This window comes from Sorangiineae bacterium MSr11954 (assembly GCA_037157815.1).
In the GTDB taxonomy this organism is placed as follows: Bacteria; Myxococcota_A; Polyangia; order Polyangiales; family Polyangiaceae; genus Pendulispora; species Pendulispora albinea.
In genome coordinates this window covers 8,961,622-8,985,626 of sequence record CP089984.1, presented here as the reverse complement: position 1 = coordinate 8,985,626, position 24,005 = coordinate 8,961,622, and the positions used below count along the sequence as shown (strand labels likewise).

The window sequence follows — 24,005 nt, the reverse complement described above, 5'->3', positions numbered from 1 at the left end:
GCTCCCCACATCAACGCGAGGGCGGCGGGACGCTGCGGCGCGGGGGGTGGGTGGTTTCGCGCGTCAGTTCGAGCATGGTGGTGCGGAAGCCCAGGGAGGCGAAGAGCCTTTGCGCCTGCTCGTTCTGGGTGGCCGTGTACAGCACGATGCGCGGGATGCCCAGGTCCTCCAGGTGCCGAATCGTCTCGTGCATCAGCCTGCGCGCCAGGCCGTGGCGGCGTTCTTCCTCGGCCACGAACACGTCGTGGATCATGCCGCAGCGGTCGAGCAGGGCGTTCCAGTTGCGCGGCTCGACGCGGGAGTACGTGTAGCCGACCACGTGGGGGCGTCGCGTGTCCTCGGGCTTCTCCGGCTCCCGGAGCGCAACGAGGATGACGACATCGCCCGAGCGCATCTCGCCTTTGAGGTAGTGCCGGTAGCCTTCCTCCACCCTGGGCACCTGCATGAACCGCAGCGGGTCGAGCCCGTGATGGTACCGAACGAGCTGGGCGGCGAGGGCGGCGACCCCCGCGATGTCTTCGTCGAGGGCGGGCCGGATGATCACCATGCGGGGAAGTGTACCACCCGGCGCTTCGAGCTGCGTTCCGACCGTTACGCGCTGGGGACCGTCTTGGCCGCGCGGTTGGCGATGGGGGCGCGGTCGCGGACCTTCAGCGGCGGGGTGTGCAGATCCCAGACGATGCCGAGCGCGGCGAGGATGCGCAGCACATAGTACGACACGTCGATCTCCCACCAGTAGAAGCCCTGGTTGACGGCCTTCGGGTAGTAGTGGTGGTTGTTGTGCCAGCCTTCGCCCAGGGTGATCAGGGCCAGGAGCAAGCTATTGCGGCTATCGTCGGTGGTGGCATAGCGGCGCCGCCCGATCCAATGCGCCAGCGAGTTGATCGTGAAGGTGCCGTGCCAGAGCAGGGTCGTCGACACGAAGAAACCCCAGACGAGCCCCCACGAGCCGCCCACGAGAAAGAGCCCCACGGCAAACGCCGTGATCGGCACCAGGTGGAAGCGATTGAGCCAGACGAGCTCGGGGTACGCACGAAAATCGCGAATTTGGTCCCACTCCGTCTCGTCGTACTTCTTCGCGAGGATCCACCCCACGTGCGACCAGAAGAAGCCTTGCAGCTTGCGCGAGTGGATGTCGCCCGGCTTGTCCGAAAACTTATGGTGCAACCGGTGGTGCGCTGCCCACCAGAGCACCCCTTTTTGCACGCTCAACGTCCCAATGAGCGCCAGCACGAACTGAAACACCCGACCCGTCTTGTACGTCCGGTGCGCAAAATACCGGTGATTCCCCGCCGTAATACCGAACATCCGCAGGTAATACAGCCCGACCGCCAGCGCAAATCCGCTCCACGACCATCCGAGCATCGCCACGCCCACCACCGCCGCGATGTGGACGAAGAAAAACGGCGCGCTGGTAAGCCACGAAATCCGGGTAAGCGAAGGATCGTCGGACGATTCGGCGACGGACGCCGGCTGGCCGGTCGTCGGAAGATCGAGCTCGGAAGCTTGGAGCGACATGCCGCCACCATACGGTGCGCTCTGTCACGAATCGGTCATCTGCTCATCATTCTTCGACGACGAGGGGCCCAGAAACCTTCGACGAGGCGCGTAAAAACCCGCGACGAGGAAGGTAGGGGCCCTCGACGGCCGCTTCCGGAGGTCTACACGCTGCGCAGCAACTGCACGCTGAACAGGTTTTGGGCGTCCGTCCAGACGCGCTCCACGCGGAAGCCGCTGCGCGACGCGATGTCGGCCATGCTCTCGCGGCTGAATTTGTACGAGTGCTCGGTGGTGATGGACTCGCCCTCGCGGAAGGCGATGGGGACGTCGCCCACGTGGACGGTCTGGTTGCACGTGCTGATCAAGTGCATCTCGATGCGACGATCGGTCACGTTGTAGAAGGCGCGGTGGCGGAAGTGGTCGAGCGCGAAATCTCCGCCGAGCTCGCGGTTGATGCGCGCCAGTACGTTGAGGTTGAACGCGGCGGTGACGCCTGCGTGATCGTTGTAGGCCGGCTCCAGGATGGAGCGGTCCTTGTGGAGATCGGCGCCGACCAGCAGGCCGCACGGGCCGCGCGCGAGGGAGCGCAGGTGGGAGAGGAAGGTGACGGCTTCCTGCGGCGAGAGGTTGCCGATCGTGGAGCCGGGGAAATAGAAGACCAGGTTTTGCGTCGGGCGCCGGGCGCGCGGGATGTCGAAGTCTTTCGTGTAGTCTGCACATACCGGGAGCACTTCGAGGCCGCGGTCGGCGTAGGCGTCGAGCAGGAGCGCCGCGGAGGCGATGAGGTGCTCGCGCGCGATGTCGATGGGGACGTAGGCCGCCGGATCGTCGAGGTAGTCCAGCACGAGGCGCGTTTTGTTGCCGCTGCCGCTCCCGAGCTCGATGAGCAGCGGGCGCGGTCCCAGCTCGCGCGCGATCTCCCTCGTGTATTGGCTCAGGATCGCGAGCTCGGTGCGCGTGGGGTAATACTCGGGCAGCTCGCAGATGTCGTCGAAGAGGCGGGAGCCACGCTCGTCGTAGAAGAATTTACAGGGTATGGCCTTCTTTGGCTGCGCGAGGCCGCGAAGGACCTCCGTGCGGAAGGAGTCTTCGCGGGTGGGTGCGTAGTCGTAGAGCGTGAACGGGCCGATGCTCGTTTTCTTCATCATGGCGGCGGTTCTCCGGCTGCTCGTCGCGCAGCGAGGTTGCGGGGCTCGGATATTCGGAAAGCGAAAAGCAAAAAGGCGTTAGACCGAATCTCCGATTCCGGACGGTCGTGCGGACGCGTCTCTTCCATCTCTCGCGTCTCGGGCGTCTCGTGCGTCCTTCGCAAGACGGATGCCGGTCATCTGCCAGCGCGCGCCGGGCGGGAAGAAATTGCGGTACGTGCGCCGCAAATGGTTCGCGGGCGAGAAACAGGAACCCCCGCGAAGGACCATCTGATTGCACATGAATTTTCCGTTGTATTCACCGAGCGCCCCCGCCAGCGGACGAAAGCCCGGATACGCAGCGTACGCGCTCCCCGTCCACTCCCAGACGTCGCCAAACATTTGCCGGAGCACACCGCGCGGCGCGCTCGACGTGCCAGATGCGCCCGCCGCGCCTGCCGCGCCCGACGAAAGAGCGCGCGGACGGAGAAGGCCGCTCTCGACGAAATTGCCCTCGATGGGACAGCGCTCCGATGCCACCTCCCACTCGGCCTCGGTGGGAAGGCGCGCGCCCGCCCATGTGGCGTAGGCGTACGCTTCGTAGAGGCTCACGTGCGCCACCGGACGGCGCGGATCGATGGGCTGAAGACCGTGAAGCGAAAAAGCGTGGTACGTGCCATCGTGCTTCTCCCAATAGAGCGGCGCCTCCCATTGCTCGGCGCGGCGCGCGGCCCATCCATCGGAGAGCCAGAGCTCCGGGCGCTCGTAGCCGCCGTCCTCGATGAAATCGATGTACTCACCGCACGTGACGAGGCGGGACGCCAAGGAGAATGCGGGCACGAAGAGGCGATGGCGTGGCGTTTCGTTGTCGAACGAGAAAGACGTGGTGCCGTCGGCGGCGGGGCCGTGGCCGATGGTGCGCAGCCCTTCCGGCGCCGAAATCCACTCGAGCGGAGGGAGATCGCTCGGCCCGACCGCGGAGTCTGCCGGCCGCGCCGCGCGCGATTCGGGGGCATCGACGTAACGAGGCCGCAGTGGGTTTTGAGATAGGACGTGCTGAATGTCCGTCAAGAGGAGCTCTTGATGCTGCTGCTCGTGATGGAGCCCGAGCTCCACCACCGAGGCGATGTCGCCGTCGAGATCGCGCGCGAGCAAATGACCCATCTCCTCGTCGATGGCGCGGCGGTATGCGTACACCTCTTCGAGCGTGGGGCGGCTCATGAGACCGCGGTTCGCCCTTGGAGTTCGCTCGCCCACCGCCTCGTAGTACGAGTTGAAGAGGACGCCGTAACGCGGATCGAACGGCGTCCGCGAAGGTTTTGCACGCGCGAGCACGAACGTCTCGAAGAACCACGTGGTGTGCGCGAGGTGCCACTTGGTGGGGCTCGCGTCGGGCATCGATTGCACGGTGCAATCTTCGGGTCCCAACGGAGCGGCGAGGGACGTGGTGGCCGCGCGCACGTCACCGTAACGCGTGGCGAGGGCGGAGCGCGAAGCTCGAACGGCAAGCATGGGAGAAGGGTGTTTCTCGTGGGTTCGCGGATCGTTCGCGTGGAGGTGCAGCGCGCGTTCGGTCATGTCGGTCGGCCCTTGTGCGAAGTCGGGTGGGAGTCGCCGGCAGCGACGTTGGCGCTTCGAACGCGCCCGGTGAGCTACGAGGGTTAGGGCAAACCGGGTGAACCGGCTAGGGCAAATGGCCGACCGATTCGCGATCGTCGTCGGTCGACGGAGCCGTTGGAATCTCGGCTTCGACCTCGCCGTCGGTGCGATCGGTGCGCGCGACGTCTTCGGGCCCCGTGCTGGTGGGGCCTTCGGAGGACTCCGCGAAGTCGAAGGGAAAGCTCTCGATCACCTGGCGCTCGAGCGAGTCTTCTTCGCCGCGATCGGCCGTATCGGCGCTGGGATACGGCCGCGGGCCGCTATGCGCGTTCGTGGCTCGTTCCGTTGTTGGACTCATTGTCCACCTCGTCCACCAAGACCTCGATGAATCGCCTCACGTGGCCGCGCGCCATTTCGCTCGCGAGCACCCCTCCGGTTGCTAGGAGCACCGTGCGCAAGAGTCGAGAGCCTACGATGGCGCCCACCCCGAAACCAATCCCCGCGGCCACGCCGAGCGTGCGGTAAGGGTTCGCTTTTACTTCCCTTTCGACGATCTCCGGCAGCTCCCGTGCGAAGCTCGAGATCTTATCGGGCGAAATCTTGCTCGCGATCTTGCGCAGACTGCTTTCGACTTCCGCGGCACCGTTGGCTTCTCGAATTTCCATGAGACGGCGCAATGCAAGCCTCGCACCCCGCCATGCTTCTGCATGCAGGACCCCGCGGCGGGATCGTCACGGCGCCGCGTGGGTCCTGGTGCATCTACGGAAGAGCCCCTTTTTGCCTCGCGAGGCAAAGTGGCATGGCTGGGCTATTTGGATGGCGACGTCGATGGCTACTGCCACTCGGTTTTTTGAACCACGGGCAACTGCAACGCGCGCTCGCGCTCCAGATCGAGGTTGCCCACGTGGAGGCTGAGCGGCATCTCCACCCATTTGTAAATCGACTGCGTGAACAGGCGGCCGAACTTCTTCGCCCAGGCTTCGAGCTGCGTGGGGTTCTCCTCCGGGAAGATGGACTCGAGCGCGGAGGCGACCTCGGGCAGGTTCATCTTTTCGCCGGCGTAGAGGGCGAAGCAGGCGTCGAGGACGGGGAACGGCATGAGATCGCGCTCGTCCTCCATGTCGTCGGCAAGCTCGGCGCTGGCCGGTTTTTTCAAGGTGAGTCGGATGGCCTCGGAGCCGGTGGTCTCCAGCAGGTAGTCGAGCAAGTAGTTCACCACGGTCTTGGGCACGTTGGCGATGACCGAGAGCGCGCCCTCCATGTCGCCGCCGATGGTGGTGTAGCCCACGGCCTTCTCGCTCATGTTGCTCGTCTGCAAGAAGAGCCCGGAGGCGCTGTTCGACCAGCTCCACATGCGCTCGGCCCGAAGCCGCGCCTGAATGTTCTGGCGGGTGAGCGCGGTCACCGTCTCGCCGGGCTGCAGCAAGCCCTTGGCCGCCTCGAGCTCGCGCTCGAACGCGTCGTCGATGTCGCTCACCACCAAGGGAACGCCGAGCTCGCGGGCGGTCACCTCGGCCGCCGAGCGCGTCTCGGCCGACGAGTAGCGGGTCGGCATGAAGAAGGCGCGCAGGACCTCGGCCACGCGCTTCTTCACGGCATGGTCGCCCTCGTGCGCATGACGGCGCAAGAGCCAGCGGTGCGCGAGCATGAGACAGAGCAAGCTGTCGCGCCCGCCGGAGAGCGCCACGCCGATGGTCTTGAAGGCGCCCGTCTTCTCGAAGTAGTCGCCCACGCCGAGGGCCAGGGCATCGAGCAGATCTTCGCAGAAGTCCGCGCGCGGCGAGCGGGGTTCGGACGGCTCGGGGAGAAAGAAGCTCTTGTGCGCAGGCCCCGGGTACCGAAGCTCGTTTCGCCCGCGGGTGGGCACGCTCACCACGACGCGCCGGACCTTGCCGACGTTGGCCGCTTCGAACGTCTCTTGGTCCATGCGCCAGGTGGTGTTCTCCGCGCGCAGCCGGCGCGTGCGGTCGAGATCGACGGTCACGCAGGTGATGCCCTCGCGGTAGCGCGGCGCGTAGTGGAGCATGCGCCCGTTCTGCGCCACATAGCCGCCGCCGTCGTAGATGAGGCCATCGTTGGCCCCGACCAGCGCCGCGTAGACCACGGTGCATTGGTTGTCCGAGGAGCGCGTGCTGATGATCTCGCGCCGCGTGCCCTCGACCCCCAGGCGGAAGGGCGACGCCGAGACGTTCACCATGATCTCCGCGCCCGCGTAGCAGCGGCGGCGCATGGGGCCGTCGGGCGACCAGATGTCCTCGCACACCTCGAGGCCGATGGTGCCAAAGTCCATCTCGAAGACCAGATCGCCAAAGGGGACCGTGCCGGTGCCTGTGGACGGCAGATCGTCGTAGAGGCCCGGCGTGCCCCGCGCGAGCGTGCGGTTCTCGTAGAAGACGCCGTAGGTGGGGAGCTTCTCCTTTGGCACCATGCCGTGCACTTGCCCGCCGTGCACCAGCGCCGCCACGCTGTAGAGATGGCTCCCGCGCGCCACCGTGAGGCCCAGCACCGAGGCGGTGCCGAGCGCGCGCGTCTCGTGGGCGAAGCGATCGAGCTCGCGCCGCTGCGCGTCGATGAACGAGCGCCATTGGACCAAATCTTCCTGCATGTAGCCGCCAATCAGCTGCTCCGGCAAGGCGAGCAAGGTGGCCCCTTCGCCCGCGGCAGCGTGGGCCAGCTCGATGGCACGATCCACGTTGCTCTTCACCGCGCCCACCGTCGTATTGGCGTTCCCTATCGCAATTCGAACGAGTCTCATGAAAGATGCGCCCTTACCTTACGTGTCCCGAGGGAAAATCGACCATCATACCGCATTTCTAGGGGCGGTGCGTGTGTCAAGCCACATTACAAACCGCGTTTGCACAACATCCCGAGCGTTCGCGCTCGACTTTCGTTCGTAGAAAACTTATCTATCGGCTCGATTTCGTTGGGCACGTTGGGTTCGATGGTCGAAGTTCAAGCCCGAGCGAAGTTGGAACAGAGAGACAGCAGATGGCAACTGGAACTGTGAAGTGGTTCAACGAGGCGAAGGGGTTCGGATTCATCAAGCAGGACAACGGAGGCGACGACGTTTTCTGCCACTACAGCGCCATCCAGGCATCGGGCTTCCGCACTCTGGCCGAGGGCCAGCCGGTGGAGTTCGAAGTGAAGCAAGGACCAAAGGGCCTGCTCGCCGAGAACGTTCGCGTCCTCGGAGCTTGATTCTCGGTTCGCAATCGGCGGAATCGTCGAACCAGCGAAAATAAGCGAAAGCGGAGCGCGCTTCTTTGAAAGCGAGCCCCGCTTTTGCTTTTTGTAGCTCGAATACGCTTCTAACTCAGCCGTAAGCCGGCGGGATTGTTGTTTATTTGACTCCGAGCAGCTCGACCTCGAAGAGCAGGGTCGCGTTGGGAGGAATGGCGCCAGGGAAGCCGCGGGACCCGTACCCGAGCTCCGGCGGGATGGTCAGCTTGCGCACGCCGCCGATCTTCATGCCCTTCACGCCTTGATCCCAGCCCTTGATGACCTGACCGCCGCCCAGCTTGAAGGAGAACCCTTGGCCGCGATCGCGCGAGCTGTCGAACTTCTTGCCGTCGGTCAAGGTGCCGACGTAGTGCACGGTCACGTTCGCGCCGTCGGTTGCCTCGGCTCCATCGCCGATCTTCACGTCTTCGATTCCGAGTTGGTCTGCCATCGCAGGCTCCTTTCGTGGAAGGCGGCATGGGTGCCTCGCTCCGCGCCCAACGTCAAGATGTGAATCCGGTTCGGCTCGTTGCGTTAGGCCCCTGCTTGCGTTCGCGGCGGCTCTGCTCATAATGGGCACCGTTAAATGACCGGTTCCTCAGGCTCGGCGTCGCGTCCATCCATCGGGACGGGGCTCGACGCGGCTCCCCCGTCGGAACGGCCCCCCAGCCGTCCGCGTCCAGCGTCACGCAGCATCCACTCGCTGGCCGATATCGGTCTTCTCGACAAGGAGCACCCCGAGAAGACCGTTTCGGTGCGCGCGCTGACCCTCGCCGCGCTCGGCGTCGTCTTCGGCGACATCGGCACCAGCCCCCTCTACACGTTGCGGGAGTGCGTGCACGCGGCCGAGCGGGGAGGTCCGCCCACGCAAGAGGGCATCCTGGGGCTCCTGTCGCTCATGTTTTGGTCCCTCACCATGGTGGTGGCCGTGAAGTACCTCGGCTTCATCATGCGGGCCGACAACCATGGCGAAGGGGGGATCCTGGCGCTGCTCGCCCTGGTGCCCGAGAAGCTTCGTGCGCCGTCGGGGCACAGGCTCGGATGGGTGGCGGTGCTGGTGCTCGTGGGCGCCGCGCTGCTTTACGGCGATGGCATCATCACGCCGTCCATCAGTGTGCTCAGCGCGGTCGAGGGGCTCGAGCTCGCCGCCCACTCGCTCAAGCCGGCGGTGGTGCCCATCACGTGCGCGATCCTGATCGGTCTCTTCTACATTCAGCGCCGCGGCACCGCCGACGTGGGGCGCTTCTTCGGCCCCATCATGTTGCTCTGGTTCGGCACCCTGTTCGTCCTGGGGGTGATTCACATCGTGCAGAACCCCACCGTGCTCTGGGCCCTCTCGCCCATTCACGCCGTTCGGTTCTTCGTCCAGCACAGTTGGCACGGATTTCTGACCCTGGGCGCGGTCGTTCTGTGCGTCACCGGCGGTGAAGCCCTCTACGCCGACATGGGCCACTTCGGCGCCCGCCCGATCCGGCTGGCGTGGTCGCTGTTCGCCATGCCGAGCTTGGTCATCAACTACTTCGGGCAGGGCGCGCTGGTGCTCGCGCACCCCGAGGCGCTGGCCAATCCGTTCTTCTCGCAGGTCCCTTCCGGCCCGCTCACCTATGCGCTGGTGGTGCTGGCGGCGATGGCCTCGGTCATCGCGTCGCAAGCGATGATCTCGGGCGCCTATTCGCTCACGCATCAAGCGGTGCAGCTCGGGTACTTTCCGCGCGTCACCGTCAAGCACACGTCGCACGAGACCGAGGGGCAGATTTACATCCCGCAGATCAACTGGGGCCTCATGGTGACGTGCCTCATCGTGGTCCTGCAGTTTCAGAAATCCTCGGCGCTGGCGGCGGCCTACGGGATGGCGGTCACCGGATCGATGACCATCACGTCCATCGTGTACTACGTGGTGGTGCGCCGCACGTGGGGCTGGTCGCGATGGAAGGCCGTGCCGCTCCTGGTGCTGTTTCTCTGCTTCGACATCCCGTTCTTCTCGTCCAGCATCCTGAAGTTCTTCGAAGGCGGTTACATCCCGGTCCTGATCGGCGCCTCGATTTTCGCGGTGATGATCACGTGGAAGAAGGGGCGAAGCCTGCTCGCCGAGTACATCGTGAAGCGCTCGCCGCCCATGGATGAATTCCTCGCGGGGCTCCACCAACGTCTGTTCGCGCGCATCCCCGGCACGGCCATCTTCATGGCCTCCAACTCGGGCCGCGTCCCGCCGATCCTCTTCCACCACGCGCAACGCATCCGCGTGCTCCACGACACGGTCATCCTGCTCACGGTGGTGACCGAGCACGTGCCCGTGGCCGACGAGGAGCGCCGCCTCGAGGTGCAGGATCTCGGCGAGGGCTTCTACCGCGTCATCGCCCGCTGTGGCTTCATGGAGGCGCCGAACGTGCCTCAAATTTTGCTCGAAGCATCGAGCCTCTGCGGCGTTCCCATCGACTTCAGCCACATGACCTATTACGTGGGCCGCGAGACCTTCCTCGCCAGCGGCGGCGGCAAGATGGGGCGCTGGAGCGAGATGCTCTTCGCCTTCCTCTCGCGCAACGCCCAACCGGCGACCCGCTACTTCGGCATCCCGCACGACCACGTCGTGGAGCTGGGCACGCAGATCGATCTGTAACGAAGCTCGCGCTACTTGTCCGAAGCTCGCGGCTTTGCGCGCGGCTTGGTCTTGGGAGCCATCTTGGGCGAGCTGTTGACGGCTGCGATGTTCGGCGCCGTGGCCGCGGTGGGCACGGCCATGTCGGCCAACGGTGCAGACGTGATGGTCGGGGGCGTTGCCATCGTGGCGACCGGCGCCGTTGCCGTGGCGTCGCGGGGTTCCACCGTGGTGGGCGGCGGGCTCGTCACCCCGACAGGTGAAGCGGGTGATATTTGCGACGGAGCAGGTGCGCTCGAGCGGTAGTGAGCGATGCCGTAGAGGCCCGCGAGCGCCACGGCCGCGAGGGCGACGGCGCTGGCGATGGCCATGCGTGAGCCGATGGGCGCATCCACGCGATCCGTGGTGGCGGAGCGCGAGGAGGCTTTGAGCGTTTCGGTCGCGGGTTGGACCCCAGCCATCGGCAGAAAGCCCACCGAGCCGCCGTCGATGGCCGGGTGCTGCTGCGAGTCGGTGACCGCCGCGCGGTTCTTGGCCGTCTCGGTGACGCCCTTCACGCGCTCCACCATGATTTGCGCGTGGCCCGCGGAGCCGAAGGGCCCGAGCGCCGCCGCCAGCTCCGCGACGTTCTCGAAGCGCTTCTTGGCGTCTTTTTCGAGGCAGCGCAGGATTACCCGCTCCAGCCCCGGGGGCGCGTCGGGCACGTCTTCCGAGAGCCTTCGCGGTGCGCCTTGTTTGATCAGCTGCTGCAGCTCGGAGAGATCCTCGGAGTCGAACGGCGGGCGGCCGGCGATGAGCTCGTGCAGGATCGCGCCCATCGACCAAATGTCGGAGCGGTAGTCCACTTGCCCGGCGGCCAGCAGCTGCTCGGGCGACATGTAGTGCGGCGTTCCGAACGAGGAGCGACGGCGTGTGAGCTCCACGCCACCCACCTTGGAGATGCCGAAGTCGAGCAGCTTGATGATCGGCTTGCCATCGGAGCGCTGCGCGAGAAACAAGTTGGCCGGCTTCAGATCGCGGTGCACCACGCTCAGCCCGTGGGCCTCCGCCAGCGCCTCACACGCTTCCAGCATGTAATCGACGGCGGTCTCTTGTGGCAGCGGCCCCTGATCGGCCAGCAATGTCTCGAGATCGTGGCCCTCGAGGAACTCCATCACCAAGCACGGCGCCCCATCGTCCAAGGCCCCGACGTCGTGCACGCGCGCGACGTGCTCGCTCTTGATCTTCACCGCCGCGCGCGCTTCACGCCGAAAGCGGGCGACCACCTCTTCATTCGCGCGATAGCGGGGCAGCAGGATCTTCAACGCGACACGGTGGTCGAGCTCGATGTGCCGAGCTGCCACCACGACGGCCATACCGCCCACGCCGAGGACCGCCTCGACGCAGTACTTTCCCGCTAGGATTTCACCCGGATGCGGGAGCCCTAGCGCGCGTCCGGAGGGCGTTTGTTCCGCGTTGGTCATCAATATTTTTCCTCGAGCCGCGCGCTCATCGACGCACTCGTCCTTCTTCTTGTCCTTCTTCTCTCTCCACGTCCATCACCCGTCCAGCAAGCCCGCCACGTCCCGGACGTCGCCGGAGGCCATGCCCCACCATCCTGCGCGCCTTCATCGTTTTTGGGGCATTTAATTAGGTACATGCCGCGTCGGTCAAGGCAAGCAGGGGCGCGCAGCTACCACAGATACCACCCGCGGATCTTTCCAACGGGGGAGGCGTCGAGAACTGCGACAGCACCAACGGTGACGTACGCGCGACGGACCACGCCGCGATGACCGGGGGAGAAGGCGGCCGCAGAGGGAAGGCAGGTGCGCGTGCGGGGGAAGGTGCGGCCCGTTGTCGTCGACATGCGGCCCCGGGTCCGCGATCGAGTGACCGCCTCTGTAGCAAATGACATCGGCCCTCAGCTTTTTTGCCGCACTTTTCGGAGCTTGCGCCGACGTTCGTACATCGTCCGACAATCCCTGCGGCGATCTCTCTTGGTTGCGCTCGGATGGAGGTCTTCCCTGGGTCGGAAGCGGTCCGCTTTGGGCACGAGCGTTGCTCAGTACAACCCCCGGGGGAGCCATGACACTGAACGAAATCCATCGCAGTTCGGTCGTGTCCCTTTGCCCGGGCACCATGATCACGCCGAATGTGCGGCTGGTGCGCCAGATCGGCGAAGGTGGCATGGCCAGCGTGTGGCTCGCCCATCATGTTGGGCTCGACACCCAGGTGGCGGTCAAACTGATGTCGCCGGCCTTGGCCTGTCATCAAGCCGCCGTGGAGCGCTTTACGCGAGAGGCGAGGTCGGCCGCGCGCATTCACCATCCGAACGTGGTGCAGATTCTGGACTACGGCGTTCCGTCGGAGCCCAACGGGCTTCCGTACATCGTGATGGAGTACCTCGAGGGGACCGATCTCGAGACCCGCATCCATCTGCGCGGGCGACTGAGTCTCGAGGAGACGGCGAGCATCGTGGTGCAGACCACGCGCGCGCTCGACAAGGCGCACGAGCTTCGCATCGTTCACCGCGATATCAAGCCGGAGAACATCTTCCTCACCAGCGACGGCGAAGAGGTCTTCGTCAAGGTGCTCGACTTCGGCATCGCCAAGCTGCTGGGGCGCGGTGACGTGAGCGTCACCAACACCGGCGCGACCCTCGGCACGCCCACGTACATGAGCCCGGAGCAGATGCTCAGCGCCAAGAACGTGGACTACCGCTGCGATCTCTGGGCGCTGGCGGTGGTCACCTACGAGATGCTCACCGGCCGCAAGCCCTTCGCCGGCGAGACGTACGGCGCCGTCTGCCTCGCGGTGAACCGCGGCAAATTCCGGCCGCCGAGCCGCTATCGCCGCGACATTCCGGGGGCGCTCGACGAGTGGTTCACGAAGGCGCTGTCGCGCGATCCCAAGAAGCGTTTCCGCTCGGCGCGCGAAATGGGCGAAGCGTTCCTGACGGCGATGGGGGTGCAGCCGCGCATCTCGCGCTTCGGTCTGAGCTCGTCGTGGCGGGGGTCGCTGATGGCCTCCTACGTGACGCGCCACACGGGCGAAAAAGGCATCAAGCGCTCCTCGCGCATCATTCCCATGGTCGCCGCCGCCGCCCTCTTCGCCGGGGCGCTCCTCGCCGTGACCTTTGCGCGTCCCTGGTGGCGCAACTCGCTCAACACGGCGGCCGCCGCGCCGGTGACGGCCAATGTCGGCGGCGCCATGAAGGCGCATCCGCCCGAGCGGGTGACCGGGCCTCCGCCCGTTCGCGAGGAGCTCGCGGCCAAGGCGGCGGCGTCTGCGACGGGCAGCGGCTCGTCCGCGCCGGGCGCGGGCAGCGGCTCGTCGGCGACGAACGGAACATCGGCAACGGCCGGCACGCCGTCATCGGCTGGCGGATCGCGCGGCGGTGCGAGCACCTCTGCGGCGCCGACCCCGCCCGCGAGCAACCCGCCTCCGCCCACCGGGCGCACGGCGAACAAAGATCCGAACACCGTGATCGAGCTCGGACCGAACGACGCAGTGGCCAAAGCCGAAACGGTGAAGCCGCGCGCAAAGGTGGCCAAGAAGAACACCAAGCCCGCCGGCGAATCCGCCGACGGCACCGAAACGTCGGTCGATCAAACCGCCGAAGACTTGGGCAGCAGCATCGACACCTCGCCCCCACCGGCGATCCACATCGAGCCGCCCTCGAGCAGCTAGGCGAAGGGCTTTGCCGGGGGGCTCTACACCGTCAAAGACCTTTCGCCGTGCGTCATGAGAGCGAGGGGGCTCTGCCCTCTCGAAACCTTTGACGTGCGTCGTGAGGGCGGGGTCCTAGGAGGCTTTGCCGCCTGGGCGAGGGGGCTCTGCCTCTCAAAACCTTTCAACGTGCGTCATGAGAGCGGGGGCCGAAGGGCCTTTGCGGCCTAGGCGAGGGGCTCTGCCTCTCAAAACCTTTTAACGTGCGTCATGAAAGCGGGGCCGAAGGGCCTTTGCCGTCTGGGCGAGGGGGCTCTGCCCTCTCGAAACCATCAAACCTGCGGTAGCGGCAATGTCGCCTCGCGTGGCTCCTCGTGGTCTGCCTTTGGCGGGGACAATTGAACGTCGAGGCGCGGGTTGCCGTGGTAGCGGCCGCCGTCGAGCTGGCGCAGAAAGTCGATGAGCGCTTCGCGGATTTCGCAGCGGAGATCGAAGGCGCGGCTGGCGCTCGCGGCGGAGACGAGGCAGCGCAAAACCATGCGGCGGTCGGTGGAGTCGGTCACCTGGAGCAGGCACAGTCGCTGATCCCAATTGGGGCTCCCTTCGCAGATGCGCCGGAGCTCGACACGCAATCGGTCGATGGGGGTCGCAAAGTCGACGTGGAGGAACACCGTCCCTAGGATTTCGGTGGAGTTGCGGCTCCAGTTTTCGAAGGGCTGCTCGAGGAAACGGGTCATCGGCACCACCAGGCGCCGCTCGTCCCAGAGCCGGACGACCACATAGGTCAAATTGATTTCTTCGATGTGCCCCATTTCCTTCTCGACCACCACCGAATCCCCAATACGAATCGGTTGCGAGAGCGAAAGCTGAATACCGGCGATGATGCCCGCGAGCGACTTTTGCGCCGCGACGCCCAGCGCGATGCCCGCTACCCCGGCCGACGCCAAGAGCGACACGCCCACGTTGCGCACGAACTCGAACTGCATGAGCCCGACGGCGATGGCGATGATCACGATGACGACGGACATCACGCGCCGTAGCAGCTCCAGCTGCGTCTGCACCGCGCGGTGTTTCAGCTCCAACTGCGAACCGCTGGGGAGCCGCTCCTCCGCCCACTCGGCGCCGATGGAAATGGCGCGAAGGACGAACCACGTCACCGCGATCACGAGCAACGTGTACGCCACGTGGTGCACCGCATCTTCGGCGGCCGCCGTGAGGTGCAGCTCGGGGAGCATCTGCCGCACGATGAGCACGAAGAGCACCCCCCGAAGCGGGCGCCGCGCCGTCTCGACCAGCGCGTTGTCCGACGTCGTCTTCGTGCGCTGCGCGAACCGCTGCGCCAGCGCGATGAGCAGGGCGGCCAGCGCCCGCGCGCCCAAATAGCCGCCCACCGCCAGGAGCACCAGCGCCAGCCACTGCCAGAGCGCGTTCCCGAGGAAGGCGACCCGAACCAAAATGGGCGGAAAGCGATCGGCCCACTCCGACGGACCGAAGGCCGCGTAGAGCGGCGGGATCATCGCCACCGAGCTGCGCGCGATCACCCATCGCGGAACGCCGTCGGGGAACTTGATGCGCGCGAGCGAAACATTGACCGGCTCGTCTTCGACGATGGCGGTGCCCGCGATCGCCTCGCGCGCCTCCGGCTCGTCGGGGAGCCGGTCGAGATCCACGTCGACTTTTCGGTCGAGCACATAGGCGAGCTTGCGCGCGAGCTCCGGTCCTTCACTCGCTTGGCGGAACCGTGGGATGCTGCGCAAATCGAGGTAGTTCGCCGCACGCTCGTAGTCCCCGGCGTGCGCGGCGTCGATGAAGCCCGCCATCGCCCGCCGCGGTGTCGAGCGGTCGAGGGTGGCGTTCGTTTTCGGCAATCCATCGTTGGGACCGGCGTACGCCGGATGCGCCAGCGCCAAAAGCGTTGCGAACGCCGCCAGCGCGCTAAACAAGAAACGAAAGACCGCATGGAACGCGAGCATGACGCACCCAGTTAGCCCGCATTTGTGCCTCGTGCCACATCATTGGAAATATCGAGCACGCAAAGCGTCGCCGTACGCTTCGCGTTCCGTACCCGTTCCTGTACACGTCCCCGTTCCCGCTCTTCTCCCGTCGCGACCTTCCCGAGTAGAAGATCAGGCACGTGTACGGGAACGGGTACGGGTACGTGGAGACGATCGGGCACGCGTACGGGATTAAGGCACGCGCATTGCTCCGCTGATTTGTTACAGGAGACGCGCAATGATTTCGATGCAAGCGCGCCGGTGGCTTGCCATCGGTCTATTCGGCGTGGCCGGTTCGGCGGCGGCCTTTGGTGCGGGCGCGAGCCTCGCGAGGAAGCTGGAGCGACACACGCACTCCGTTTCCGTTGCGAAGGTCCCGATCCATGAGTTGAACGAGGCGTTGCACAAGGGACCGCCGCCGTCCGCCGTTGCGAAAAAATGAAGAAATGATTGCGCGATTCGCGCCTCAGCTGAATCATTCGATTCGGCTCTCCGAGGTCGCCCGATTCGCGTGAGGAGCTACAATTGGCGTAGGCCCATGAATCTACGGAGCGACCCGAAGACCCGCGAAGCACGCGCAGCCTCGGTCGACCTCCATGCGCTGGTGCGCGAGGTTCTCATCGCGAAGCGGGCCGTCATCCTCGCCGCGGGGCAGCACGTGACCCTGGAGCTCAATGCGCGCCGCTCGCTCGTGAAAGGCGAGCGCGAAGCGGTGCGGGAGCTCGTCGCGCACGGGCTCGAGAGCGTGATGGTGGCTGCCGTTCGAGGCGACAAAATCCTGGTGACCAGCGCCCTGGGCGAAGACCGCGTGAAGCTTCGTATGACGTGCCACGAGCGCGTGTTCGAGACCGAGTTCGCGAGCGCAGGCCACCTCGAACGCCCGGTATCGACCGGCACGATGGGCGTCCCGGCCGTCGCGCCCAGCGCCCCCGTCCTCGCGGGTACGCGCACGGTGCTGGTGGTCGACGACGATCTCGACACCGTGTCGCTCTTGCGGCGCGTGCTCGAGCGGCGCGGCTACGAGGTGCTCGGCGCAACGAGCTTGGCGGAGGCCCTGCTCATCGCGCGCAAGCAGCCTTTCGACGTGTTGATCAGCGACGTAGGGCTGCCCGACGGCAGCGGTGTCGAATTGATGGAGCGGCTGGGGCGACCGCGTCACGCGATCGCGCTCACGGGGGTGAGCTCGGAGGAAGATACCGCGCGCATTCGCGCTGCAGGATTCCGGCAGCACCTCACCAAACCCGTGAGCCTCTCGACCCTGGAAGCATCCATCTCCGAGTTGCTCAAATCGGCATAATCTGGTCGATAAAGGGATGCTGAGCATCGAGGGTGTACGATACACACACACCAATCGAAGCCCCCATCGAGGAGCAAACCGTGGCTACAAAGAACAACGGTGATGTCGGCCTTGCTGTAGCAAGCCGAAACGGTCGAAACGGCGAAAGCCCGCGCGCCCGCCGCAAACCCGCAGCGCCAACGGGACAAGAGGCAACGCGGGCCGCCGCACCTTCACGTAAGCGTTCGAGCGACGATGTCGTCCAAGGGCCGACCTTCGACGAGTATCAGGGGCTGCTCACGGCCCTGCGCACCTTGCGCGAGGGGGACTTCACGGTGCGTCTGCCGGCCCGGGAGCAGGGGGCGATGTTCGAGCTCGCGACCGCCTTCAACGAGGTCGCGCAGTTGAACGACGCCATGGCGCGCGAGGTGGTGCGCGTGAGCCGGGTGGTGGGCCGCGAGGGGCGCATGACGGAGCGCGCATTGCTCCGCGGTGCCAAGGGGGGGTGGGGCAGCCAGCTCGAGTCGATCAACTCGCTGATTTTGGATCTCGTGCGCCCCTCGACCGAGGTCGCGCGCGTCATCACCGCGGTGGCCGGCGGGGATCTCTCGGAGAAGATGGCCCTCGAGATCGAGGGCAAGCCCGTGCGCGGAGAATTTTTGCGCATCGGTGAAACGGTCAACACCATGGTCGATCAGCTCCGCTCCTTCGCGGCCGAGGTCACGCGCGTGGCCAAGGAGGTCGGCACCGAAGGAAAGCTGGGCGGCCAGGCCCATGTGCCGGGGGTTGCCGGCACCTGGAAAGATCTGACCGACAGCGTGAACTCGATGGCCTCGAACCTCACCACCCAGGTGCGCGGCATCGCCGGCGTCGTGACCGCGGTCGCCGACGGCGATCTGACCAAGAAGCTCGTCGTGGAGGCCAAGGGCGAGATCGCCGCGCTGGCCGACACCATCAACAACATGACGGACACGCTCCGCCTCTTCGCCGAGCAGGTCACCACCGTGGCGCGCGAGGTCGGCACCGAGGGAAAGCTCGGCGGCCAAGCGCGGGTGCCGGGGGTGGCCGGCACGTGGAAGGACTTGACCGACAACGTCAACTCCATGGCCTCGAACCTGACCGATCAGGTGCGCAACATCGCCTTGGTGACCACGGCCGTCGCCAACGGCGACCTGTCGCAAAAGATGTCCGTGGAGGTCGAGGGCGAGATCCTCGAGCTGAAAAACACGTTCAATCGCATGGTCGATCAGCTGCGCGCGTTCGCCAGCGAGGTCACGCGCGTGGCGCGCGAGGTCGGCACCGATGGAAAGCTGGGCGGGCAAGCGCAAGTTCCCGGGGTGACCGGCGCCTGGAAAGACCTCACCGAGAGCGTCAACTACATGGCGAACAACCTGACCGACCAGGTGCGCAACATCAAATACGTGACCACCGCGGTCGCGAACGGCGACCTGTCGCAGAAGATCTCCGTCGACGTCAAAGGCGAGATGCTCGAGCTGAAGAACACCATGAACACCATGGTGGACCAGCTCAACTCCTTCGCCGCCGAGGTCACGCGCGTGGCCCGCGAGGTCGGCACCGAAGGGCGCCTCGGCGGGCAGGCGCACGTGCCGGGGGTCGCGGGCACGTGGAAGGATCTCACCGACAACGTGAACTACATGGCCTCGAACCTCACGGGCCAGGTGCGGAGCATCGCGCTGGTGACCACCGCGGTCGCCAATGGCGACCTGTCGAAGAAGATCGTGGTCGACGCGCGCGGGGAAATTCTGGAGCTGAAAAGCACCATCAACACCATGGTGGACCAGCTCAACTCGTTCGCGGGCGAGGTCACGCGCGTGGCGCGCGAGGTCGGCACCGAAGGGAAGCTGGGCGGCCAGGCCAATGTGCCGGGGGTCGCGGGCACGTGGAAGGACCTCACCGACAACGTGAACTACATGGCCTCGAACCTCACGGGGCAGGTGCGCAACATCGCGCTCGTCACGACCGCGGTCGCCAACGGCGATCTGTCGCAGAAGATCACGGTCGACGTGAAGGGCGAGATGCTCGAGATGAAGAACACGCTCAACACCATGGTCGACCAGCTGCGCGCCTTCGCCGCCGAGGTCACCCGTGTGGCGCGCGAGGTCGGCACCGAAGGGCGCCTCGGCGGACAAGCGCACGTGCCGGAGGTCGCGGGCACGTGGAAGGATCTCACCGACAGCGTCAATTACATGGCGAACAACCTCACCGAGCAGGTGCGAAACATCAAGTTCGTCACCACCGCGGTCGCCAACGGGGACCTGTCGCAAAAGATCACGGTCGACGTGAAGGGCGAGCTGCTCGAGCTGAAGAACACCATCAACACCATGGTGGACCAGCTGCGCGCCTTCGGCGCCGAGGTCACGCGCGTGGCCCGCGAAGTGGGCACCGATGGAAAGCTGGGCGGGCAGGCGTTCGTGCCCGGGGTGGCCGGCGTGTGGAAAGACCTGACGGAGAACGTCAACTCGATGGCCACCAACCTGACGACCCAGGTGCGCGGCATCGCCAAGGTCGTGACGGCGGTCGCCAACGGCGATCTGACGAAGAAGTTCGTGGTGGAAGCCAAGGGCGAAATCGCCGAGCTGGCCGACACGATCAACAGCATGACCGAGACCCTCGGCGTCTTTGCCGAGCAGGTCACCACCGTGGCCCGCGAGGTCGGCACCGAAGGAAAGCTGGGCGGCCAAGCGCGCGTCCCCGGCGTGGCCGGCACGTGGAAGGATCTCACCGACAGCGTGAACTCGATGGCCTCGAACCTGACCACCCAGGTGCGCGGCATCATCAAGGTCGTGACCGCGGTCGCCAACGGCGATCTGTCGCAAAAGCTGCTCATGGAAGCGCAGGGCGAGATGTCCGCGCTGGCCGAGACGATCAACAGCATGACGGACACCCTCCGCGTCTTCGCCGATCAGGTCACCACCGTGGCCCGCGAGGTGGGCACCGAAGGAAAGCTGGGCGGCCAGGCGAAGGTGCCCGGCGCCGCCGGCACCTGGCGCGATCTCACGGACAACGTGAACCAGCTCGCCGGCAACTTGACCGCGCAGGTGCGCGCCATCGCCGACGTGGCCGTGGCGGTGACCAACGGCGATCTCACGCGGAGCATCGCCGTGGAGGCGCAGGGCGAGCTGCTCTTGCTCAAAGACACCGTCAACCAGATGATCGCCAACCTGCGCGAGACCACGCAGAAGAACCAAGAGCAGGACTGGCTCAAGACCAACCTCGCCAAGTTCGGCGGCATGATGCAGGGCCAGAAGAACCTGGAGGCCGTGAGCCGCTTGATCATGAGCGAGCTCACCCCGCTGGTCTCCGCCCACCACGGCGCCTTCTTCATCGCCACGCAAGAAGAGGGCGAGACGGTGCTCAAGCTGATCGCCAGCTACGCGTACAAGCAGCGAAAGAGCGTGTCGAACCGATTCAGCTTGGGCGAAGGGCTGGTGGGGCAGGCGGCGCTGGAGAAGAAGAGCCTCCTGCTCACCAACGTGCCGCACGACTACATCGTCATCTCGTCCGGCTTGGGCGAGGCCTCGCCGCTCAACATCATCGTGCTCCCCGTGCTCTTCGAGGGCGAGGTGCGCGCGGTGCTGGAGCTCGCGAGCTTCCGCGCGTTCAGCCAGATCCACCAGATCTTCCTCGACCAGCTCTCCGAGAGCATCGGCGTCGTGCTCAACATGATCGTCGCCAACATGCGGACGGAGGAGCTGCTGCTGCAGTCGCAAGGGCTGACCCAGGAGCTGCAGTCGCAGTCCAAGGAGCTGCAGCAGCAGCAAGAGGAGCTGAAGAAGACCAACACCGAGCTCGAGGCGCAGGCCGCCAGCCTCAAGGCCAGCGAGGAGCTGCTCAAGGCGCAGCAAGAGGAGCTGCAGCAGATCAACGAGGAGCTGGAGGAGAAGGCCACCCTGCTCGCGGAGCAGAACAAGAAGGTGGAGCAGAAGAACCGCGAGGTGGAGTTTGCGCGCCGCGCGCTGGAGGACAAGGCCGCGCAGCTCTCGCTCTCCTCGCGCTACAAGAGCGAGTTCCTCGCCAACATGAGCCACGAGCTGCGCACGCCGCTCAACAGCCTGCTCATCTTGGCCAAGATGCTCTCGGACAACAAAGAGCGGAACCTGTCCGACAAGCAGGTCGAGTACGCGCGCACCATCCACGCGTCGGGCACCGATCTGCTCAACTTGATCAACGAGGTGCTCGATCTCTCCAAGGTGGAGGCCGGGAAGATCGAGATCTACCCGTCGGAGGTGCGGCTCGCCGCCATCGAGGACTACATCGAGCGCAGCTTCCGCCCGCTGGCGCAGCAAAAAGCGCTGGAGTTCACGGTGGTGGAGGAGCCGGAGCTGCCCGAGTCGCTCAACACCGACGGCCAGCGCCTGCAGCAGATCCTGCGGAACCTCCTGGCCAACGCCTTCAAGTTCACCGAGCGCGGGAGCGTCACCGTGCGCATCGGCAGCGTGGAGAACCAGCAGCAGTTCACCAACGTGGTGCTGATGGAGTCCACGCGGGTCATCGCGATGAGCGTGCATGATACAGGTATCGGCATTCCGCGCGACAAACATCAGCTGATCTTCGAGGCCTTCCAGCAAGCCGACGGCACCACCAGCCGCAAGTTCGGCGGCACCGGGCTGGGGCTCTCCATCAGCCGCGAGCTCGCGCGCCTCTTGGGCGGCGAGATCCACGTGGAGAGCGCCATCGGCGAGGGGAGCACGTTCACCTTGTACCTCCCGCCGAACTACCGCGAGCAGCCGAGGCTCGTGGCGGCCGAGTCCCGCAAGGAGAGCCGGCGCCTCGAGGCAGGTGACGCGATGCCGGCGCGCGCCCGCCCCAGCCTGCCCGGGGCGAATGGAACGGGCCCCATCCCGCTCGGGGACGACGACGATTCGCTCGGCTTCGACGGCGACGCCGACTTCGGCGAGCTGGTCTCCAACCTCGACGACGAGGCCATGGAAAACGAGCTGAACGACGACCGCGACGCCGTGCAGCCGGGCGACCGCGTGCTGCTCATCATCGAGGACGACACCAAGTTCGCCAATGTGCTGCTCGACATGGCGCGCGAGCGCGGCTTCAAGTGCATCGCCACCTTGCGCGGCGACATCGGCCTGGCGCTCGTCCACCGCTACAAGCCGGACGCCATCTTGCTCGATCTGGCGCTGCCTGTGGTCGACGGCCTCACGGTGCTCGATCGCCTCAAGCACAACCGCGAGACGCGGCACATCCCCGTGCACATCCTCTCGGGCACCGGCAAACGCCAGCGCGGCATGAAGCTCGGCGCCTTCGCGTACCTGGAGAAGCCGGTCACCAAGGAGGCGCTCGATCGCGCCTTCGACTCCATTTCGCAGTTCCTCGACAACGACGTGCGCAACCTGCTCATCGTCGACAACGACGAGGCGCTCCGGCGCAGCATGGAGGAGCTCATCGGCCAGGGCGACGTATCGACGGTCTCGGTCGGCACGGCCGAGGAGGCGCTCGAGCTCTTGCGCGGCCGCCACGTCGACTGCATGGTGCTGGGCCTCGGCCTGGCCGACATGTCCAGCTTCGAGCTGCTCGAGAAGATCAAGAGCGAGCCGGAGCTGCGCGATCTGCCCATCATCATCTATACCGACAAGGAGCTGACCCCGGAGGAGGATACGCGGCTGAAGAAGTACGCCGAGACCATCATCCTGAAGGACGTCAAATCGCCCGAGCGCCTGCTCGACGAGACGGCCCTCTTCCTGCACCGGGTGGAGGCGAACCTGCCCGAGGAGAAGCGCCGCGTGCTCGAGGAGCTCCATAGCTCGGACGCCGTGTTTGCCGGCAAGAAGGTGATGGTGGTCGACGACGACGTCCGCAACATCTTCGCCATCACCAGCGTGCTCGAGTCCAACGGGATGAACGTGGTCTTTGCCGAGAACGGCAAAGATGGCATCGTGATGCTCGATCAGAACCAGGACGTGAGCTTGATCCTGATGGACGTCATGATGCCCGAGATGGACGGCTACGAGACGATGCGCCAGATCCGCAAGAACCCCGCGCACCGCACGTTGCCCATCATCGCGCTGACGGCCAAGGCCATGAAGGGCGATCGCGAGAAGTGCATCGCGGCCGGCGCCTCCGACTACATCACCAAGCCGGTGGATCCCGACCAACTCATTTCGCTCATGCGGGTGTGGATGTATCGATGATGCGGGATGCAGCAGCAGCGTCTGGACTGTTCCGTACGCTGAAGGAGGAGCACGACAACGACGTCGAACGGGTGGAGGTCGAGCTCCTACTCGAGGGGATCTATCGGGTCTACGGCTTCGATTTTCGCTCGTACGCGTACGCGTCGATCAAGCGCCGGCTTTGGCGGCGCGCTCAGGCCGAGGGGCTCGCCACCTTGAGCGCGCTGCAGGATCGCGTGCTGCACGATCCGGGGTGCATGGATCGCTTGATGCTCGACCTGAGCATCCAGGTGACGTCGATGTTCCGGGATCCGACCTTCTTCCTCTCGCTCCGCCGCAAGGTGGTGCCCAGCCTTCGCACGTACCCGTTCATCCGCGTGTGGCACGCCGGCTGTTCGACGGGGGAGGAGGTGTATTCGCTCGCCGTCCTCCTCAAGGAAGAGGGCCTCTACGCGCGCACCCGCTTGTACGCGACGGATATCAACGAGACGGTCATCCGCGGCGCGAAAGAGGGCATCTTCCCACTTTCCAAGATGCAGGAGTACACCCTCAACTACCAGCGCGCTGGCGGCCTCCGCTCCTTCTCCGAGTACTACACGGCCCGCTACGATGGCGCGCGGTTCGATACGAACCTGATGGAAAACGTGGTCTTCTCGCAGCACAATCTGGTGACGGACGGCAGCTTCAGCGAGTTTCATCTCATTCTATGCCGCAATGTGATGATCTACTTCGATCGAAGCCTGCAGAACCGGGTGCTCAAGCTCTTTCGCGACAGCCTCACCAAGTTCGGGTTCCTCGCGCTCGGTCGAAAAGAAACCCTGCGGCACACCGATGGCGAGCCATGGTTCGTGCCGTTTGTGAGCGAAGAAAAGATCTTTCGGAGGGTGGAGCAGTAATCTCCCT

The 24,005-nt window shown here is 65.5% G+C and carries 16 protein-coding genes; 6 read left to right on the top strand and 10 right to left on the bottom strand.

Annotated features, from left to right (window positions below):
* Positions 1–10: 10 nt before the first annotated feature.
* The 7 genes from LZC94_35030 to nadE all read right to left on the bottom strand — a co-directional run bounded on the left by LZC94_35030 (position 11) and on the right by nadE (position 6,981).
* The gene (locus LZC94_35030) at positions 11–547 is read right to left on the bottom strand and encodes a GNAT family N-acetyltransferase (protein WXB13054.1); all 537 of its coding nucleotides are present in this window, start codon (positions 545–547) and stop codon (positions 11–13) included.
* Positions 548–591: 44 nt separating this feature from the next.
* Positions 592–1,518 (bottom strand): acyl-CoA desaturase, encoded by a 927-nt coding sequence (locus tag LZC94_35025; protein ID WXB13053.1) that lies wholly within the window; start codon positions 1,516–1,518, stop codon positions 592–594.
* A gap of 143 nt (positions 1,519–1,661) precedes the next feature.
* Positions 1,662–2,648: an L-histidine N(alpha)-methyltransferase gene (egtD, locus tag LZC94_35020; GenBank protein WXB13052.1), complete on the bottom strand. Its 987-nt coding sequence runs from the start codon at positions 2,646–2,648 to the stop codon at positions 1,662–1,664.
* A gap of 78 nt (positions 2,649–2,726) precedes the next feature.
* Positions 2,727–4,139, bottom strand: a complete 1,413-nt coding sequence (gene egtB / locus LZC94_35015; GenBank protein WXB13051.1) for an ergothioneine biosynthesis protein EgtB — start codon at positions 4,137–4,139, stop codon at positions 2,727–2,729.
* 172 nt (positions 4,140–4,311) lie between these two features.
* Positions 4,312–4,584, bottom strand: coding sequence for a hypothetical protein (locus LZC94_35010; GenBank protein ID WXB13050.1), 273 nt, complete (start codon positions 4,582–4,584; stop codon positions 4,312–4,314).
* Complete coding sequence (locus LZC94_35005) at positions 4,547–4,891, bottom strand: hypothetical protein (GenBank protein ID WXB13049.1); 345 nt, start codon at positions 4,889–4,891, stop codon at positions 4,547–4,549. The genes LZC94_35010 and LZC94_35005 overlap by 38 nt, the downstream gene beginning before the upstream one ends.
* A 167-nt stretch (positions 4,892–5,058) precedes the next feature.
* On the bottom strand, positions 5,059–6,981 hold the full coding sequence (nadE, locus tag LZC94_35000) for an NAD(+) synthase (GenBank protein ID WXB13048.1): 1,923 nt from the start codon (positions 6,979–6,981) through the stop codon (positions 5,059–5,061).
* Between the two features lie 233 nt (positions 6,982–7,214).
* Between nadE and LZC94_34995 the strand changes: the two genes are divergently transcribed.
* Positions 7,215–7,424: a cold-shock protein gene (locus tag LZC94_34995; protein ID WXB13047.1), complete on the top strand. Its 210-nt coding sequence runs from the start codon at positions 7,215–7,217 to the stop codon at positions 7,422–7,424.
* Positions 7,425–7,566: 142 nt separating this feature from the next.
* Here LZC94_34995 and LZC94_34990 read toward each other — a convergent pair whose 3' ends face one another.
* Positions 7,567–7,896, bottom strand: a complete 330-nt coding sequence (locus LZC94_34990; protein WXB13046.1) for an FKBP-type peptidyl-prolyl cis-trans isomerase — start codon at positions 7,894–7,896, stop codon at positions 7,567–7,569.
* A 135-nt stretch (positions 7,897–8,031) separates the two neighbouring features.
* Between LZC94_34990 and LZC94_34985 the strand changes: the two genes are divergently transcribed.
* Complete coding sequence (locus LZC94_34985) at positions 8,032–10,062, top strand: potassium transporter Kup (GenBank protein ID WXB13045.1); 2,031 nt, start codon at positions 8,032–8,034, stop codon at positions 10,060–10,062.
* Positions 10,063–10,073: 11 nt separating this feature from the next.
* Here the strand turns inward: LZC94_34985 and LZC94_34980 are convergent, their stop codons facing one another.
* Complete coding sequence (locus tag LZC94_34980) at positions 10,074–11,504, bottom strand: protein kinase (protein WXB13044.1); 1,431 nt, start codon at positions 11,502–11,504, stop codon at positions 10,074–10,076.
* Between the two features lie 655 nt (positions 11,505–12,159).
* Here LZC94_34980 and LZC94_34975 point away from each other — a divergent pair.
* Positions 12,160–13,710: a protein kinase gene (locus LZC94_34975; protein ID WXB13043.1), complete on the top strand. Its 1,551-nt coding sequence runs from the start codon at positions 12,160–12,162 to the stop codon at positions 13,708–13,710.
* A gap of 311 nt (positions 13,711–14,021) precedes the next feature.
* On the opposite strand, the gene LZC94_34970 is transcribed toward LZC94_34975, so the two are convergent.
* Positions 14,022–15,662, bottom strand: a complete 1,641-nt coding sequence (locus tag LZC94_34970; protein WXB13042.1) for a mechanosensitive ion channel family protein — start codon at positions 15,660–15,662, stop codon at positions 14,022–14,024.
* A gap of 559 nt (positions 15,663–16,221) precedes the next feature.
* Here LZC94_34970 and LZC94_34965 point away from each other — a divergent pair.
* From LZC94_34965 to LZC94_34955, 3 genes are all read left to right on the top strand, one after another.
* Positions 16,222–16,980, top strand: coding sequence for a response regulator (locus LZC94_34965; protein WXB13041.1), 759 nt, complete (start codon positions 16,222–16,224; stop codon positions 16,978–16,980).
* Positions 16,981–17,060: 80 nt separating this feature from the next.
* The gene (locus tag LZC94_34960; protein ID WXB13040.1) at positions 17,061–23,123 is read left to right on the top strand and encodes a HAMP domain-containing protein; all 6,063 of its coding nucleotides are present in this window, start codon (positions 17,061–17,063) and stop codon (positions 23,121–23,123) included.
* Entirely contained in the window at positions 23,120–23,998 is an 879-nt protein-coding gene (locus LZC94_34955) for a protein-glutamate O-methyltransferase CheR (protein ID WXB13039.1), read from the top strand. Before LZC94_34960 ends, LZC94_34955 begins: the two co-directional genes overlap by 4 nt.
* The last annotated feature ends 7 nt before the right edge of the window (positions 23,999–24,005 follow it).

Coding starts and splice junctions, on each gene's coding strand:
- LZC94_34980 (WXB13044.1), bottom strand. CDS start 11,504: ATGACCAACGCGGAACAAACGCCCTCCGGACGCGCGCTAGGGCTCCCG.
- LZC94_34965 (WXB13041.1), top strand. CDS start 16,222: ATGAATCTACGGAGCGACCCGAAGACCCGCGAAGCACGCGCAGCCTCG.
- LZC94_34970 (WXB13042.1), bottom strand. CDS start 15,662: ATGCTCGCGTTCCATGCGGTCTTTCGTTTCTTGTTTAGCGCGCTGGCG.
- LZC94_35010 (WXB13050.1), bottom strand. CDS start 4,584: ATGAGTCCAACAACGGAACGAGCCACGAACGCGCATAGCGGCCCGCGG.
- nadE (WXB13048.1), bottom strand. CDS start 6,981: ATGAGACTCGTTCGAATTGCGATAGGGAACGCCAATACGACGGTGGGC.
- LZC94_34975 (WXB13043.1), top strand. CDS start 12,160: ATGATCACGCCGAATGTGCGGCTGGTGCGCCAGATCGGCGAAGGTGGC.
- LZC94_34955 (WXB13039.1), top strand. CDS start 23,120: ATGATGCGGGATGCAGCAGCAGCGTCTGGACTGTTCCGTACGCTGAAG.
- LZC94_34995 (WXB13047.1), top strand. CDS start 7,215: ATGGCAACTGGAACTGTGAAGTGGTTCAACGAGGCGAAGGGGTTCGGA.
- LZC94_34990 (WXB13046.1), bottom strand. CDS start 7,896: ATGGCAGACCAACTCGGAATCGAAGACGTGAAGATCGGCGATGGAGCC.
- LZC94_34985 (WXB13045.1), top strand. CDS start 8,032: ATGACCGGTTCCTCAGGCTCGGCGTCGCGTCCATCCATCGGGACGGGG.
- LZC94_35005 (WXB13049.1), bottom strand. CDS start 4,891: ATGGAAATTCGAGAAGCCAACGGTGCCGCGGAAGTCGAAAGCAGTCTG.
- LZC94_35030 (WXB13054.1), bottom strand. CDS start 547: ATGGTGATCATCCGGCCCGCCCTCGACGAAGACATCGCGGGGGTCGCC.
- egtB (WXB13051.1), bottom strand. CDS start 4,139: ATGCTTGCCGTTCGAGCTTCGCGCTCCGCCCTCGCCACGCGTTACGGT.
- LZC94_35025 (WXB13053.1), bottom strand. CDS start 1,518: ATGTCGCTCCAAGCTTCCGAGCTCGATCTTCCGACGACCGGCCAGCCG.
- egtD (WXB13052.1), bottom strand. CDS start 2,648: ATGATGAAGAAAACGAGCATCGGCCCGTTCACGCTCTACGACTACGCA.